Annotated in this window: 12 protein-coding genes and 2 pseudogenes; 4 read left to right on the forward strand and 10 right to left on the reverse strand. The window is 53.4% G+C overall.

Features of this window, described 5'->3' with window-relative positions; all coding sequences use genetic code 11:
- Nucleotides 1–136: 136 nt before the first annotated feature.
- The 9 genes and pseudogenes from E4S61_RS27005 to E4S61_RS18715 form a co-directional block, all read right to left on the reverse strand.
- On the reverse strand, nt 137–265 hold the full coding sequence (locus tag E4S61_RS27005; RefSeq protein WP_449405169.1) for a DUF7344 domain-containing protein: 129 nt from the start codon (nt 263–265) through the stop codon (nt 137–139).
- Nucleotides 266–287: 22 nt separating this feature from the next.
- Nucleotides 288–958: pseudogene (locus E4S61_RS18680) on the reverse strand (IS6 family transposase).
- 222 nt (nt 959–1,180) lie between these two features.
- Nucleotides 1,181–2,353: an MFS transporter gene (locus E4S61_RS18685; protein ID WP_135305458.1), complete on the reverse strand. Its 1,173-nt coding sequence runs from the start codon at nt 2,351–2,353 to the stop codon at nt 1,181–1,183.
- Between the two features lie 92 nt (nt 2,354–2,445).
- Nucleotides 2,446–3,114, reverse strand: a complete 669-nt coding sequence (locus E4S61_RS18690) for a DUF624 domain-containing protein (protein ID WP_135305459.1) — start codon at nt 3,112–3,114, stop codon at nt 2,446–2,448.
- 4 nt (nt 3,115–3,118) lie between these two features.
- Nucleotides 3,119–3,988, reverse strand: a complete 870-nt coding sequence (locus E4S61_RS18695) for a carbohydrate ABC transporter permease (RefSeq protein WP_135305460.1) — start codon at nt 3,986–3,988, stop codon at nt 3,119–3,121.
- On the reverse strand, nt 3,981–4,904 hold the full coding sequence (locus E4S61_RS18700; RefSeq protein WP_135305461.1) for a carbohydrate ABC transporter permease: 924 nt from the start codon (nt 4,902–4,904) through the stop codon (nt 3,981–3,983). Before E4S61_RS18700 ends, E4S61_RS18695 begins: the two co-directional genes overlap by 8 nt.
- Nucleotides 4,905–4,909: 5 nt before the next feature.
- Nucleotides 4,910–6,298 carry an extracellular solute-binding protein gene (locus E4S61_RS18705; protein WP_135305462.1) on the reverse strand — a complete coding sequence of 463 codons (1,389 nt, stop codon included), beginning with the start codon at nt 6,296–6,298 and terminating at the stop codon, nt 4,910–4,912.
- Between the two features lie 43 nt (nt 6,299–6,341).
- Nucleotides 6,342–7,481 carry an ABC transporter ATP-binding protein gene (locus E4S61_RS18710; protein WP_135305463.1) on the reverse strand — a complete coding sequence of 380 codons (1,140 nt, stop codon included), beginning with the start codon at nt 7,479–7,481 and terminating at the stop codon, nt 6,342–6,344.
- A 57-nt stretch (nt 7,482–7,538) separates the two neighbouring features.
- Complete coding sequence (locus E4S61_RS18715) at nt 7,539–8,855, reverse strand: glycoside hydrolase family 32 protein (protein WP_245180837.1); 1,317 nt, start codon at nt 8,853–8,855, stop codon at nt 7,539–7,541.
- Nucleotides 8,856–8,912: 57 nt separating this feature from the next.
- On the opposite strand from E4S61_RS18715, the gene E4S61_RS26300 reads away from it, so the two are divergent.
- Both E4S61_RS26300 and E4S61_RS18720 read left to right on the forward strand, forming a co-directional pair.
- Nucleotides 8,913–9,359, forward strand: a complete 447-nt coding sequence (locus E4S61_RS26300; protein WP_245180839.1) for a hypothetical protein — start codon at nt 8,913–8,915, stop codon at nt 9,357–9,359.
- Nucleotides 9,360–9,585: 226 nt separating this feature from the next.
- On the forward strand, nt 9,586–12,000 hold the full coding sequence (locus E4S61_RS18720) for a TrmB family transcriptional regulator (RefSeq protein WP_167768571.1): 2,415 nt from the start codon (nt 9,586–9,588) through the stop codon (nt 11,998–12,000).
- A gap of 563 nt (nt 12,001–12,563) precedes the next feature.
- Here the strand turns inward: E4S61_RS18720 and E4S61_RS18725 are convergent.
- Nucleotides 12,564–13,106 (reverse strand): annotated as a pseudogene (locus tag E4S61_RS18725) (hypothetical protein); the annotation flags it as partial.
- A gap of 410 nt (nt 13,107–13,516) precedes the next feature.
- Between E4S61_RS18725 and E4S61_RS18730 the strand changes: the two are divergent.
- Nucleotides 13,517–16,516, forward strand: a complete 3,000-nt coding sequence (locus E4S61_RS18730) for a GAF domain-containing protein (protein ID WP_167768572.1) — start codon at nt 13,517–13,519, stop codon at nt 16,514–16,516.
- Nucleotides 16,517–16,594: 78 nt separating this feature from the next.
- Nucleotides 16,595–17,140 carry a hypothetical protein gene (locus E4S61_RS18735; RefSeq protein ID WP_167768573.1) on the forward strand — a complete coding sequence of 182 codons (546 nt, stop codon included), beginning with the start codon at nt 16,595–16,597 and terminating at the stop codon, nt 17,138–17,140.
- The last annotated feature ends 1 nt before the right edge of the window (nt 17,141 follow it).

Here is a 17,141-nt window from a genome sequence, read left to right on the forward strand (position 1 = left end):
TAATAACTTATCAACTCGAGAGAGCAGGGAGACTGCAACCCCTAATATCCCACCGCTTGGGAGTCTTCCGGCTTTAGCCGGCGGAGGATATCACTGGACTGCCCAGCTGCAATATACCCTTCTACATGGGTAGCGATTAGAGAACGTCCGACCTGATTTCGGCGCCCTGGTCTGTGAGTGTGACGACATTCTGCTCACTGTCGAATGTAACGAGTCCTGCCTCCTGCAACAGTGGAAGATGGTTGTGATACAGCACAATAGCGATGTCTTCACGTGGACGGCACTGTCTAGTTCAGCACCTCGGCGGGTGTTTTGCCGTTAAGCGCTTGATTTGGCCGTTGCTGGTTGTAATAGCGTTTGAACTGCTGACACCACTCGGTGACGGCCGGCCGACTGCCCACCCAACACGTATGAAAGCGGCCAGTTCGCTGTTTGAGGGTGTGAAACCACTTTTCGATGTGGTTTCGGTCGCTGTATTCGACCCGACCGCTTAACTCTAATCGTGAGAGGGTAGTCCGATAGCCATAGCCATCGACCAAGAAGTCTGTCTCGGAGATATCGTACTTCTCGGTGAGCCGATGCAGAAATGCGGCCGCCGGATTGGTGCCGTGGCGGCTGAAAACATCGATATCTAGCAGATATAACGAATCGAGATCGACTGCCGCATACAGCCAATACCATTCGGTGCCGATCTGGACAGCGGTCTCGTCGACCGCGACGGCTTCGCCGTCGGCGGGTCCGCGTCACTGTCGGCCAGCCGATGAACCCACTGCCAAACTGCGCCGTGAGAACGTTGGACACCCAGAATATCTAAGATTGCGACCGTCTCCCTGATCGACAGCCCCGCCGTGTGGAGACGCACCTCAAATCGCCGGACGGGTGTCGGGGTGCGCTCATTCTCCCAAATGTCTTGGCTGTCCACATCTAATGTCTCCCTGAGCAGGTCTGCGAGTTGCATGAGCACTTCTCGCTACGACCTGCTCGCTTCTCAAACTCCCTCAACTAGACAGTGACTCCTTAGCGCACCTCGTGTTACACACACACATTCCATTATACCTCGTGAGGTTTACGCTGATACACAATACTCTCAACATCACTGTCGGGAGAGAATCGAAGTTCCCGGCGTCGGCGCTACTATATTCACCGGAAAGGTAGTGTCGGTAAAAGGAGTCCATCTGTATCAGTAGTCAAGCGAGAACAGGGTGTTGCCAGCAATGAGACAGCAGACGATCGTGAGGAGGGCGACAAGGAAGTTTAGCGAGACAATCCACCCGTACTGATCCGCAAGGAATCCGACGACGATTGACCCAGCTGCGGCCACGACCATGTAGACCGTTCGAAATAACCCGAATCCAAAGCTGCGTTCACCTTCGTTCAGGTGATCCATAAACCGGGGGAATACGGCTGCTCCCCACCCCATTCCTAACCCAAGGAATACAATACCGACAGCGGATTGTGCGATACTTGCACTATAGAGAAGGAGCCCGATACCAGTGATACTGGTCACCATACAAATCGAAATCGCGATGTCGCGACCGAACCGGTCTGCAATTATTCCCACACCGATCTGGAGAATACCCTGAACGACGAAGTATACTGCGAATAGCGTGCCTGCAAGCGTCTGGGAATAGCCGTGGTATTGTACAAAGAACGCGGGGAGAAATGATGCGAGTCCCTGCCAAGAGAATTCCACGATAATAGCGATGATGCCAGTAAAGAGAACCCCTGGCCGAGTGAGGACATCAACTATCTCGGCCCGGTCAACTTGTTTGCGCATCGGCTGATTGGGTTGGCGAGGTCCAGAGGGACGGATACCGATCGCAATCAGCGCGGCAATCGGAAGTGCGACGAGTGCACCAAGTGAAACCGCAGGACGCCATCCAAACCTGACAGCGACCCACGACACAGTGATAGGGGCCAATAGCCCTGCAAGTGGTGCACCGGAGTTGTGTATCCCGATAGCGGTCCCAATGCCGTCGTAAATTCTCGTAAGAAGTGCGGTCCCAACGCTGTAATGGAACCCGGCGACAGCTCCCAACAAAATTGCCCCTAGAACAAAGACACCGAAGCTGGGAGCAGCGACAATAACTAATGCCGTAAGTCCGGTTCCACCGACCGAGACAAGGATAAGGAGTCGGTCACCAAATCGGTCAGCAAGAATGCCGCTCGGGAATTGTGTAAGTGCGTACGCTAGCCACATCCCAGTTAATGCCACACCAATTAGCGTATTTGATGTGTGGAACTCGGTTGCAATATCAGGGACAACCGGGCTGAGCGCAAGCCGACCGAATACTGTGACAAACAGAGCGAGTGTACAGAGACTCAACACTGTCGTTCGATACTGCCAACGCATTCTACTACCTCCTAGCCTCGATTGTTACCATGGTAGGTACAGTCATGTTAGTCGGGTGCGCTTCGGTCTGTAGTGGCAGAGATAAGGAGAGATTAGAGGATAGCGGTCCGAACAGTGGTACTTGACGCCGGTGTCTGTGCTTCGACAGATTCGACAATGCTCACCTGTAGGGAAAAGGCGATACCCGCAAACAGTAGGACAAACGCAATTGTTAGCACAGCAGTCAGCACGAAGATGATAACGGTCAGCAGACCCATCGTCAACGCAGGCGTAGGATGTTTCACCAACCAGCCGATTCCGAATCGGAGTGCCGTGATTGGATCCTCGCCTCGGGCGAGTTTCACGTATGTCGGCATTAGTGCAAGCGCGAGGTACAGAGCGACGTAGGCAGCGACAAGGGCAACAGCCTCGCCAATCAGTGAACCCTGTTGCAGCGCTGTCACACCGTAGGTAGCTGCGACAAAACCGAACGCCACGGGGACACCGCTGAACACGACGCTCGCCACGCCATTCTGGCGGAGGACTGCGCGGATGTGGCTGCGATTAATGTGGTTCCGGTCGCTGCGAAGGTCTTGGATCGCAGTGTAGGCAGCCAATGTCGCTGGACCGATAGTCAGTATTGGCAGTGAAGCGAGGAACCACGCCAAACTGATGAGTGCGAGCTGGAGGCCATTATGGTAGATGAATCCGGGCACGTCGGCGAGTGCGTGGCGGAACGCCACTTGATCGGTTTCTTCTGGTGTGGTCTTCTCTCTGGGCATGATGTCATCCCGTTCCGGCCTGCATCTGGACACTCGAAATAAGCTTATCTTGGAACAATAGGAAGACGATGAACAGTGGCATCGAGGCTAACGCTAGTGACGTCATGATAACGTTCGGTGCGAGCGCATTCACGTCCCGCAACGTCACGACGCCAATGGGGAGCGTGTAGAGCATGTCATCGTTCAAGACGATGAGCGGCCAGAGGAACTGGTTCCAACTCCAGATGAAGATGAACAGGCCAAGTGCCGTCATGATGGGTGCAGACAGTGGTAGGATAATGCGTGCATAGATTCGTAGCGACGAGAAGCCGTCGAGCCGCGCCGCTTCCTCCAGTTCTTCGGGGATGTCTCGGAAGAACTGGACCAATAAGAACACGCCAAGCGGGCCAGCCGCAAACGGCAGGATGATGGCCCAGTAGGAGTTCATCAGGCCGAAGTTATTAATGAGCGTGTACAGCGGGATGAAATTAACATAACCTGGAATCATGAAGCTCGCCATAATAATGCCGAGAATCAGCCCTCGGCCGGGCCATTCCAGTCGGGTGATGGAGAACGCAATCATTGAGTCAACCACGAGTACAATAGCGGTCGTTATACTCGCGATCAGGAACGTGTTGAGCGTCCAGCGGTAGATTATCGGTTCCTCCAGCAGATAGCGCTGCCAGACCGCAAAGGTAACTTCCGGCGGAACCCAGTGGAATCCGCCCTGCGAGAGAACGCTTAATGGCGTTACAGACAGCTGGAACATCCGCCAGTACGGAACGAAGAAGACTACAGCGAGGCCGTACATCACTGCATAGATCGCGATACGGTGCAGTGTGTCACGGTCAGTAAAGCGATCCGTCAGTGACTGGGAGGCATCCGCGTTACTCATCGTTGGTCCCCACGAGTACGTAGTTCAGAGCGGACACGCCGATCAATATCAGTAGTAGCGTATAGCCGACTGCCGACCCAAACCCGAGTTCTCGCGTCTGGAACCCGAGTTGGTAAAGGTAGTAGACGAGCGTTTCTGTGCTTCCGACCGGGCCACCTTTTGTCATCAGGTAAGGTTGTCCGAACACCTGAAACTGGAATATTGTCGACGCGATAACAACGAACAGTAATGCGTTCTTCATATGTGGAAGCGTAACGTCTCGGAACATTCGCCACGGGCCAGCCCCGTCGAGGCGCGCAGCTTCATAGAGACGTTCTGGGACATTTTGACGGGCAGCGAGCAAAACGGCGAAATAGAATCCAGCTTGCCACCACACAGTCGTAATGACGATGGTGGGCATGGCCCAGAACTGTGAGTTCAACGGCGATCCCTCGAATAGCCAGCCGAAATACTGTGTCCCGACGCCACCCTGAGAGAACATCTGTGCCCAAACGAGACCCACAACGGAGACGGTCAGCACATACGGGCTAAAGTAGATGAACTGTAGGATACGGCTGCCTTTGAGTTCCTTGTTCAAGCCGAGTGCAAGCACGAGGCTAACGCCAACGATGAGTGGTACAGTCAATACCACGAACTCCAGCGTATTCCAGAGCGCGTTCCAGAACGCGGGATCTTCTAGGAGTCGAGCGTAGTTATCTAAACCGACAAAAGTGGATTGAGACGGTTCAAGGAAGTTCCACTCGTGAAGACTCATGTACAGCCCCTTCAACAGGGGGTACAGCAGGAACATCGTGAACAACACAAGGTAGGGGGCTGCGAACAATACCCCCGTTATCAGTTCCCGTGTCGATCGGTCGAACAGTCGCTCTAATCGGCTTGCGGTCCGGGCGTCAGTTGTCGCTTCAACGTTGCTCATGGGTACTATTGGTTGAGCGCCTGCTGGAGTTCACTGGCACTCTTGTTCACGCCCGTCTCAACATCAGTATTCTGGAGATATATGTCGAGGAATGGCCCCCAGAATCGGTCACTATTGAGATGGATATTAGTCTGTGGCTGATAGCGGACCTGCTGGTCGGTGACCATCTCGTACATCGTCGAGATGGTGCCGTAGTCCTGCCATAGTTTGGTGTTCTTGACTTCGTTAGAGGTGGCGACAGACTTCGCTGCCGGAAGATGACCGCCGGCCGATGCCCACAGCGTATTGTTCTGGGTAACGTATTCCGCAAACTCAACAGCTGCCTGTTTCTCCGCATCTGAGTGGTTAGGGTTCTTCGGGAAATACAACGAATTGGACTCACACCACGCCACCTCGTCGCCATCGCCTGGGAACATAAACGGGTTCTTGAAACTAAAAGAGAGATCTTCAGGAATCTCCCCGTTCTCATTCTCAAAGTTATTGACCGACCACGTCCCTGCAATGAACATTCCGAGATCGCCACTGACGAACTCCTCTACTCGGGCCGAGTCGCTCTGGAACTTCGACGTGTCCCAGCCAAAGTCACCCGTAATATTGGACATTAATTCCGCCGTTTCCATGCCAACTGTATCATCGTAAACTACATCGTAGTTGCCCGGTTCGCCTTTCAGTACTTCACCCCCAGCTTGCGTGAGTGCAATAAGATACGTACGGAATGCGGCCCCTCCGCCCTTCCAGTTGAGGAAGGAAAACGCTTGTGACGCCGTCTCGTCGACGATAGTGTCACAGCCGTCGGAAAACGATTGCCAATCAGTGAAATTTGGTTCGACACCAGCCGATTCCAGTACGCTGTCGTTTGTGTACAATCCCTTGCCGTGGATGTCAATGGGCAGGGCGTACGTTGATCCGTCAACCTGTAAGTTGTTCCAAGCGATATCGAAGTACTTGTTCTTCGCTCCGTCTGAGAGGTAGTCGTCGATAGGATGGGTGATGTCCTGAAGGTGGCGGCCGTACGAACCGTAATAGCTTGCCACGTGGGGCGCATTTCCAGAATTGACCGACGTGAACAGTTTGTTGAGGAAGCTACCGAAGGGGACGCTCTGTTTGTTGACGTGGATGCCATTATCCTGTGAGTTGAACTCCTCAACGAGCGTCGTCATCTCCTCGTTCTCCTGTGCGCCGAAGTACATCCAGTAGTTGATTTCGACATCCCCGCTGGATCCACCACCGCTGCTCCCGTTGCCATTACTGCTACCGTCACCAGTGCTGCCGCCGGTCAACCCTGCACAGCCAGCGATGCCGGTCGCGAAGGCGGCCCCACCTGCTCCGAGGAGGCGGCGACGGCTGATTTGCGTGTTGTTCGACTCGTCAACTGTATTGTTATTGCGTGCCATAGTGTTGATATAGTTTGTATGATGTCTGTATCGTTACGCGATGTTATGCTGTGACAGACGAATCGCCCGCTTCTGGTGGTGCGGCCTCATCGAGGACCAGATTCTCCCCCGTTTCGGCGTCGAAGACGTGGAGATGGTCGCTCGGAAGCGTGAATTCAACAGACTCGCCCGGCTCGAAACGGGTGTTGCCGTCGACCCGGACAGTCCACTCTGTCTCGCTCTTCGAGAGGTAGAGGTAGTTATCGCTGCCTTCGTGTTCGAGGACATCAAGCGTCGCCGCTACAGTGTCCTCACCATCTGTGTCAACGCTGATGTGCTCCGGTCTAATCCCGAGCACCAGGTCATCACTCTGGCGATTTTCGCGGACTTTTGTGGCCAGCTCTGGCGGAACCTCATACTCGAAGTCCTCGCCCTGGAGGACACCGTGTTCCAGCTGGACATTAAAGAAGTTCATCGAGGGCGATCCGATGAAGTCCGCAACAAACCGGTTAGTCGGCTTCGCGTACACCTCTGCCGGTGTCCCAACCTGCTGGATAGTCCCATCAGAAAGGATAACGATACGGTCGGACATCGTCATCGCTTCCGTCTGATCGTGAGTGACGTACACCGACGTTGTCTCCAAGTCTTCTTGGATGCGCTGGAGTTCGGTGCGCATGTGCAGGCGGAGTTTAGCGTCTAAGTTGCTGAGTGGCTCGTCGAAAAGGAACACATCCGGTTGCCGAACGATAGCGCGGCCAGTGGCCACACGCTGTTGCTGTCCACCCGATAGGTTATTTGGCTTCTTATCAAGCAAGTCGCCGATACCCATCATCTCCGCCGTGTCCTCAACCCGCTGACTGATCTCCTCCTTGCTGAGGTCCGTAGTCAGTTTCAGCCCGTAGGACATGTTCTGCCGGACGCTCATGTGCGGATACAGCGCATAGTTCTGGAACACCATCGCGACCCCGCGATTCTGCGGCGCGATGTTGTTGACAACTGTGTCGCCGATTCTAATTTCGCCGCCTGTGATGTCTTCCAGTCCAGCGATCATCCGCAGGAGCGTCGACTTTCCTGACCCCGACGGTCCAACGATGGTGAGAAACTCACCGTCAGCGACGTTGAGACTCACGTCATCGACAGCGCATATCGTCCCGGCATCGGAGTCGTACTCCTTTCGTACATTGTTGATTGTGATACGACCCATCGATACAAACACTCGGCCCCACCTATTTCAACTTTTCCCAACTAGAGTGGTTAATTCTTATTCCGCCGAGAGCTCCCACACATCGAGCGATTCGACCGTCACGTCACAGTCCTTAGCATACAGCGAAATTCCTGTACTGTCTCGACGCGTGGGATAAATTCGAGTTGCAAGTGCTTGTGCGTCGTTAGCAAACAACTCGATAATAGAACGATCGAGAAATAGATGGAACGAGAACGTTCCGTTCTTCTCTAGCGCTATCGGCATGGACTCCGAACTATCGACTACTGCATCGCTATTAGAGGACTGAGACCGGTCGACGATCAGAGACCGATGACGAATTGAACAGCGGATGACGGTGCGTTCCTCGCCGTCAGGCGTCTCCCGTATAACGAGGCCGAACTCCCCCACGTCATTGGCATCGACTGTCATCTTTACCTCCAGTGTATCTCCTGCTACCTCGGGGAGCGGATTCGATCCATCCGACGAAATAGTGAAATTACTAAACGAGTGGTGAGTCTGACGCAGCGTCTCTAGTTCCGTCGGGAGCGAGTATTGAGGTGTCCCATCCTCGGTTAGCGAAACCACTCTCGGGAGTGACATCGCGCCGGACCAGCCAGCATCCCACTGTGCCTGTTGGTCCCGGTCCTCTTTCAACCATCCAAACATCACTGTGCGGCTCGCATCGTCTTCGAAGGACTGGGGCGCGTAAAACACCCCATGGTCAAGTACGCCGTCGTTGCTCGGTCGAAGACGGTGCGCTTCCTCATCGTACTCGCCGGTGAAGTACGCCACCTTTGAGTAATCAGACACGTGCAACAACGCCCCCTCCTCGAACTGCAGAAGTTCGGGACACTCCCATATCGGTCCGGTTTTGCGCCAGTCGCCAGTAAGCAGCGGATGGCAGTACTCCCACTCTATGAGGTCTGGTGACTCGAACAGGAGCGCCGCGCCGCCCTCACCGTCCAATCCTGAGCCGATGAGCTGGTACCACGTTTCGCCTTCCCGCCAAACGCAGTGGTCACGGAACTCACCGTGCCAGTCGATGCTGTGGAGGATGTCTATTTCCTCGGGAACCGATTCTAGAAGCGGATTCTCGCTCGATTTCTGCCAGTTTCGAAGCGAGTCGTCCGTCGCTCGAGCCAGACATGGGAGTTGATTGGTACCTGCTCCGCCCGTGTACATCACTGTCGGTGTCCCATCGTCATCGACGAAACAACCGGACCAGACACCAACGGAATCAGGACCATCTGGATCGGGTGCGAGCGCTATCGGTTCGTCGGTCCAATTTACGAGGTCCTCGGAAACGGCATGGCCCCAATGTATGGTGTCGTGGAACGGTCCAGCCGGGTTATACTGATAGAACAAGTGATACATGCCATCCCACTGAACGAGGCCATTCGGGTCGTTGAGCCAGTTCGCGGGCGGCGTGAAATGGTAGGCGGGACGGTGGTTGGCGTCGGGAACGGCTTCGCGAAGTGCCTCAAACTCCGCACGTCCCTTTGGTCGTCCGACTGTCGGTGGGTCCTCACCGTTGCCAGCAGCATAGGCAAGGCAGTTGTCGAGCAGCGTTTGCTGGACATCAGTTGTAATGGTATCGAGGCCATGGCCGACACCGACGACGTGGCCGTCGTCAACAGACCAGCGAAGTACCGACTTTCGGGCCGGTTCGTCCTTTCCATCCGTCCGACGGGCGGCAAGCACATCTGCATCATGGGGATGGCGCGACTCGTAGTGAACCGTAACAGCGTCGCCAGCGGGCACGCTCTCGGGACGGAGCGTCTCGAACCCATCGAACACCGGATGATCAGCATACGCTCGCCGGAGGAGAAAGCCAGTTTCCTCGCCATCAATGGGTTCGACAGCGTCTGGTTCATGTGATTCAATACCCAGAGCGGATGCGGCCGTGACGGCCCCATGGGAGAGAAGGAGACCGCCACCATCGGCTACGTAGTCGAGTAGAGCGTCAGCGACGTCATCGAGAGTTGCCCGAGTAGATTCGTCCAGCGCTGACTGGTGATGCCACCACACGACCTCATACTGGCTGAGTTTGTCAGCGGTGATGTGCGCGAGCGGTAATGTTTCAGCGTCAAAATCAGTTATCTCGGTGCTCTCGGTCGTCAGACGCCCAATCCGAGGGCGTGCATCGTTCAATAGGGGGGGACTTCTATCATCCATTTTCACAACTATCGTGATGAAATTCTATAGGCTTATGTGTATCGGTCGTGTTAGTGTCCAACATGAAGCTAATCAACGGGGTCGTTCAGCAAACGGCTTATTTCGGAAGCACAATGACCTCACAATGACCGCCGAGGACGACGCGAAACTCGCACTCCTGCGCGAGACACTCCAGGAAAACGTCGACTTCACGACTTACGAGACAGAGGTCTACCTCGCGCTCGTTCAAGGAGGAACGCAGTCAATGACGGATATCGCCGAGTCTAGTGATGTTCCCAAACAGCGAGTCTACGACATCGTCGACGACCTCCAGAGCCGGGGGTTTGTCGAACTCATTGATGACTACCCGCAGAAAGCGTATGCGGTCGACCCATCCGAAGCACTGTCGTCGATCCGAGGTCGCCTCTCAGAAGCCGAAGAGTTCCTCGAAGAACTCCACGATACCGTCGAAACGGTCGAGAGTGGCGTCGCACTGTTCAAAAGCGAGAGTACGATTCGTAGATACGTCCGTGATCTCCTCCAGACCGCAGAACGCGATGTCCTGTTGTTGCTCCCTGTCGGTAAAATTTCATCAGTTGTCGACGATCTCAAACAATGTGAAGACCAGCAGGTTCGACTGATTCTTTCGAATGTCTCGCCCGACGTAACAGATGTAGAAGAGATGGATATAGCCGTACCCGACACTGTTGACGAACTCAGAATCGTCTCGACAAAGGAGGATTTCGCACTCACTACCGATCGTCGTCGGGGACTCTACTGGGCACAGGCAGGCTACAATTATGTCGATAGTGAAGAACACGGCTACTACGTAACGAATCCCAGCCTTGCGATGGTTCTCGATCGATTTATCTCCGAGTCGATATGGCCACTCGCGAAACAGATCAAGAACGAGTCACGAAGCCCCGTTCTTCCCAAAGAATACATGCGGATTCGAGATTGTCTGGCCGATATCGCGGCCCTGACCGATGGTCAGACGGTCGACTCGTTTGATATCACATTTCAAGGATACGACACGGAGACGGGCGATGAAGTCACGAAAGAAGGGACGCTGACTGGTTACTACTATACTGAGTACGATATCCGCGCTTCGCTCACACTGGACATTAACGGAGAGACGGAAGGTGTCGAATCATCGCTAGTAACCATTGGTGGCGTGGGAATGCGGAATGCCGATTATGTAGCATATTACATCACGCTCCGAGAGAGCGATACGATCCATTCCAATCAACTTGATGAGGAGACGAAACGCCATCTCGAAGCGTGTCATGCAGAACTCCCAGCGGAGTTCGGGAACAAATCGGTCGTCACTGGATTCGACGCATATATCGACCGCATGCGTGAACTTGTCGAACCGAAATCGGGTGGAGACTATGAACGGATCCGGAAGTTCGAAGCGTTCCGCGAAGCGCTCGTCAGGTTCGAAGCTAGTGAAGTCGCTCCGCGGGTACAGTGGCGACAGATCAGAACGGAGGCTGGCGGCAACGTCGCCCACACTGGACGTGTCTTTGACGAACTAGGTTACGACCTGACACTCGTCGGTCAAATGGGCGACCCGATTCGATCAGAATTCGTCCGCGAGTTTCCGGAGCAGAAACTAGTAAGCGTTGGCCAAACGACGGGTACTGACTTCGTCTGGTTTGAAGACCGGAAGCTTCTCCTAACCGAGCCGAATCTTGAACAATTGGACTGGGAACGACTCAAAGAGCGAATTGAACGCTCCGTACTGGCCGAGTACATCGACGGGACTGCCGTTCTATCTCTCGGCACCTGGTTTACGAATCCAAATCTTCCCGACATCCTCGACGGCCTTCGAACGGAACTCTGGCCTCTTCTAAATTCGCCGCCGCCGCACATCCACCTCACATTAGGTGATATCACGCAGTACTCACAGGCAGAAATCGAGGCAGGAATACCGTCGATATCGTTGCTTGATGATACTGTGCCGGTGACGGTGGTTATGAATCGCAGCCAGACGCGCCAGCTCCGAGATACGCTCCTCACGACTGATAGCCACGGTACCGAATCGACTATCGAATGGATCCGTGACCAACTCGGTGTTACGCGATATGTGATGCACTCTCAGTGGGGTGCGACGATGGCTACACCTGAGAAAACTCTCTCCGCGCGAGCTCCTCAGGTTGTCAATCCACGCCAGATTCGTAACGTAGACGAACATTTCACCAGCGGAATGGCGCTCGCCCTCTCTGAGGGGCTGTCCGACGGTGCAGCATTGGTGTTGGCTAATTCGGTCGCAAGCTACTTTATGCGCCACAAAAAGGCACCTAACCCCGAGGAGCTTCGCTCGTTTGTGACGGAGTATGGCGAGTTCTTCGCCGAGTCGTAGCCGTTCGTTCGAAATGAGGAGATATCTAGGTCCACAGATCAGGAAGCCACATAGCGATATCATAGCTCCTGAAAAGCGCTTGCTCCAGCAGTATTTCATCGAGATCATAACGACTGGGCCGTGACTATTACTACGTCGACAGCTTTGGCGAATCGCTGGAACACTTTCCGATTTATAGAACCGTTCCGGTGGAATCTAGAGAAGGTTGATTTCAACAATCAGTTCGAAGATTAATTTAGCGGTTGTCAATGAAAACCCACTACATCGGACATGATGTCTTGTTGATAGCGTTGCCGCTCTATGGGGCTCAAAATTAGGGTGAGCTCCGAAATACATTCAGAGGTATTCGGTAAGGACGTCCGTCACACCCGTTGTGAACAGCGAATCGGGACTGGTCGCTCCGTTCGTGTTACGACCACTCACTACACTCCTGCAAAGATGGGGTCGCTCCCGGTTCCTGCAGCTACCAAACAGCAACGCCAGCGGCAGCAGGGCACGCGCCACCGCGTCCACCGACGCCGATTCTCTGCCGATTCGTTCGTTAGACCGCGTTCGTCACAGGGTCAGGTCGAAGACTCCACCACAACGGGTGTGACGCCACCAGTCGTCGCCTTTCGGTCACTGTTCTCCAGTAGATCTAAGCCGACGTAGCGTTGCTCGACCAGTCCTTCGGCCGTGTCGCTATCCATCGCAAGCAACTCGGTCTGGGTCTGCTTCCGTCCGACCTGTCGTGTCTTCTCGATGAGATCATCGCCGCCTAACTCCTGCAGTTTCTCCCAGACACGTTTGACCGTTTGACGATGCGGCTCCTTGCCAAGTTCGGCGGTCAGAGCGGTCTCCACGTCGTCCTTCGTGAAGAAGACGCCACTCCCATCAGTCCGTTCGGTCGCGAACTCGGGCCATCGCTTCGCGACACTGATTGCCCGATACGTGTTCTGGCGGTTCGAGCGTTCGACGAACATTGTCTTGACTTTGGCCTGACGACAGTTCGCGAAGAAGTCCAGCGGCGAGGAACTGGGCTCGATTCCTTCAGGGAGGGTTTCGGCGTCTTCCTGTTGATCAGGGTCGGCCTCTAACTGTTGGGCTTTCGCGATGGCGCTCTTGGCGCCCTTCATGAGGCTGGCGTCTGGATTGCTGACGATCTCTATGCAAAGATTCTCGATGAAGCAGAATCCGAGTAGGATGATAGCCAGTATCGACCCATTGTCCCACGTAGACAGTTGAGTCGGTTATTGTCGGGCCTCCTGAGGGGTCCCGAGTAAATTCGTTCTTTCCAGAGAAGGCGGCGGCATGGGCAGCCTTGCTGTTTTCGAGTGTCAGTCTGGTTGTGAGCATCAGTAGGTATGTGTCCCACCGCTATTACGTACATCAGCTATCGGTGGTGTTGGCAGAGCCGTGGTGAATATACAGCATGTATCTTGCAGTAGAAAGTACTCTAAGTACTGTCAATGTGAAAAGTCATTTTATACACCTATTTGCCGGTGATACTATCTGTGCTGGGGCTTACGAATACTGTATGACTGATTCCATTCAAGTACTTCACGTTGATGATGATCCGGATTTGAGTGAATTAGTAGCAGAGTTTCTGCACCGGGAGAATGACCGGTTTGAGGTTACTACTGCGGCCAGGGCTAATGAAGGGCTCAGCTACCTCAAGAGCGACAATTACGCGTTCGATTGTATTGTAAGCGACTATGAGATGACAGATAAAAATGGCATATCGTTTCTCGAAGACGTCCGGGAAATCTATCCAGATATTCCATTTATTTTGTATACTGGTAAGGGGTCCGAGGAAGTCGCCAGTGATGCCATCTCGGCCGGAGCGACCGATTATCTCCAGAAGGACGCAGGCACTGACCAGTATACTATCCTTGCCAATCGCATCCAAAACGTAGTGGAGCAATATCGGTCACAACGACGTGCTGAGGAACATCAGCGAATTACGAAGGTCATCCGGAATCTCAATCGCGCGCTCGTCTATGCCGACTCTGTTGCTGAAATTGAACAAGAAGTCTGTGCCATCCTGAGTGATGCCGATCCGTACGTCACAGCATGTATTGCAGATGTGAATACGGACACAATGCAAATTGAGCCCCACACATGGGCTGGCAACGCAGCCGATTATTTTACCAACCTGGATATGTCCGTTGATGAAGATTCACCAGGCCGTCACGCCCCCGGCGGACGGGCTTACCACGAAAGGGATATCGCTACCTCGCAGAATATTGCTGATGATCCACAGTATGAACAGTGGCGTGATGCAGCCACAGAGCTGGGATTTCAGTCGCTCGCAGTTATTCCCTTAGAGTACGATGACGAGCTCTATGCGCTGTTGGCGGTATTTGCCGACCGACGCTATGCCTTTGATGCGGCTGAACAGGATCTGCTTGCTGAATTGGGCAACGACATTGCACATGCGATGCATGCACAGGAAGTCCAGTCCACTCTCCGGACCCGGAACCGGGCAATAGAGGAGGCACCAGTAGGCGTCACAGTTACCGACCCCGACAAGACAGATAATCCGCTGATATACGTAAACGACGAGTTCACAGGAATGTCGGCGTATCCGGAAGAAGAAATTCTTGATGAGAACTGTCGGATTTTGCAAGGACCAGAGACTGACAACGAACCAGTGGCCACACTGCGCGAAGGCATTGACAATGAGGAGCGTGTAACGGTTGAACTCCGAAATTATCGCAAAAACGGGGAGCAGTTCTGGAATCGCGTCTCGATCGCTCCTGTATACGACGATGCGGGCCAACTAATAAATTACATTGGATTTCAGGAGGAGATAACTGAACGGAAACAGCAAGAACATCGAGCCGCTGGCCTCAACGAGATGCTTGCCGAGTTCATGGAGGCAGATACGGAACAACGGATCTGTAACATTGTCGTTGCGGCCGCCCAAAGTCAGTTGGATATTCCGATAGCTGAGGTACTGCTCGTTGACGAAACAAGTGGCCAATTACGTCCTGCTGCCCAGTCAAAACTGGCTCAGCAATATCTGAGTGAAAAGCAGCTTTTGGAAGAAGAGAACGGTACTGCCTGGGAGGTGTTTGTTTCAGGAGAACCAACAACAATCGAGAACCCGCCAACGAACTTGGTCGATAGAGCAGCGGCTGTCGAGACACTATACATTCATCCGTTAGGCAAGCACGGTGTATTTATTGCAGGTCTAGATTCAGTTGATTTCGATTTCGTACAAACGGTTTCGGAAAATATTCGATCGGCAATTGAACGGCTCGGTCGGAAGAAGCGCCTCAAAGAACGCGAGGAACTACTCGAAGAACAAAACGAGTGGCTCAACCGGCTAAACCGAATTAATGATGTCGTTCGCAATATTGACCAGATCCTCGTTCAGGCATCATCTCGATCAGAAATCGAGCAAGCAGTCTGTACTGAACTCATAAATGTTGATGCCTACTCTTTCACATGGATTGGCAAGTATGACTCGACCAGCAAACAGATAGCCCCCCGAGAATGGGCTGGTAACGAACAAAACTATCTGGAAAGTGTTTCATTTTATACAGGAGACACCTCCGTTGAGCAGAGTCCAACTGTTCAAGCCATTCAGTCCCGAGAGCCGCAGGTACTGAATACGGTACTCTCCGACCCACCATATGAACCATGGCGTGAAGCAGCTTTGAAACGAGGGTATCGATCAAGTATAGCTCTGCCACTCATCTACCGAGATAGCCTCTACGGCGTGCTTAACATCTATACAGATCAACCTGCCGTGTTTGATGAATTAGAGCAACAAGTTCTCAGCGAACTCAGTGAGACGATTGCCTATGCGATTAATGCCGTTGAAAGTAAAAAGGCCCTCGTAAGTGACGAAATTATCGATCTCGAGCTCCGGGTAGATGCATCCGACCATCCACTTATGGCGTTCATCCAAGAGGATCCGACGCGTGAATTCGAACTCAAAGGTGTAGTCCCTGCCGAAAATAATGTATTCAAAATGTACTATCTCGTTCGAGGTACTACCTCTGAGGCGGTCTTCGAATTCGCTGAAAATTCGGTAGTTGTACGAGATACCGAATTAATCACGGAGCGAGATGGGGAGTGCTTGTTCGAATGTATTGTGACTGAGAAGAGTCTAATCTTTTGGCTCCTCAATCGTGGTGCAGTTCCTCGGTCGATTTCAGTTTCGAAAGACAGCGGACGAGTCCGGCTTGAACTCTCTGGGGATGCGAGTGTTCGCGACTTCGTTGAACTCTTCGAAGCGGAATACTCGAACTCAGAATTAATTGCCAGTCGCAAGCGTGAACGCCCAATCTCAACTCGTGAGGAATTCGATGCAACCTTTGAAGAAAAAATCACACCCCGGCAGCGGGAAATCCTCCAGACAGCGTACTTGAGTGGCTATTTCGAGACCCCTCGAGAGCGCAACGGACAAGAAATCGCTGAATCGGTGGGCATCTCCCAACCGACGTTTAGCGACAATCTCCGGGCCGGGCTGCGAAATTTACTTGGCCTCCTATATGAAGAGGATGACGCTGACCTAGATAGTTAGCCAGCTATTTTCCAATACCTTTTGAAATAGTGACCAAACATATCTCAGCTACAGCTTGTATGTAATTCTGTAATGCGATTGAAAATTGCGGCAGTAGCAATGGTCGTTATCGCGATCACAGCAACACTCGGTGCAAGTGCGTTCACAACTGGGAACGTTACTCGATCCTCGAACGTCGACGTCGTCACAGACGACCAGGGTCTCATCGCCCTGTCCGACGGAACATCCGGTGACCTCGTGATGCAGAACACGAGCGGTGCATTGAATATTGACTTCACGGCGGGTGGCGCAGGCGGCGTTAACACGAATGCGCACTTCGAACTCGGAAATCCGTCAGATCCGACGAATCAGTCGGCATTCAATATTTCGAACCTCGACGCTGAGTCCCATGACCTCACTGTTAGCTACACGGGCGCCGGTGGTACGAGTGATACTGACAAAAACATCCAGTTCCAAATTTACGACAATGCTGGGACGCAAGTTGGTACTGTGAGTGAAGAGAGTACCTCGGCATCGATTACTGGTGCGAGTTCGGGCACAACCTACTACGTCGTAATCGTCGTCGACACTCACGGTCTCGACAGTACAGACAATCTCTCGGGAACCCTCGAGGTCTCGGCCTAAA

Origin of the sequence: Haloarcula amylovorans, from assembly GCF_004681185.1 — an archaeon.
In the GTDB taxonomy this organism is placed as follows: domain Archaea; phylum Halobacteriota; class Halobacteria; order Halobacteriales; family Haloarculaceae; genus Haloarcula; species Haloarcula amylovorans.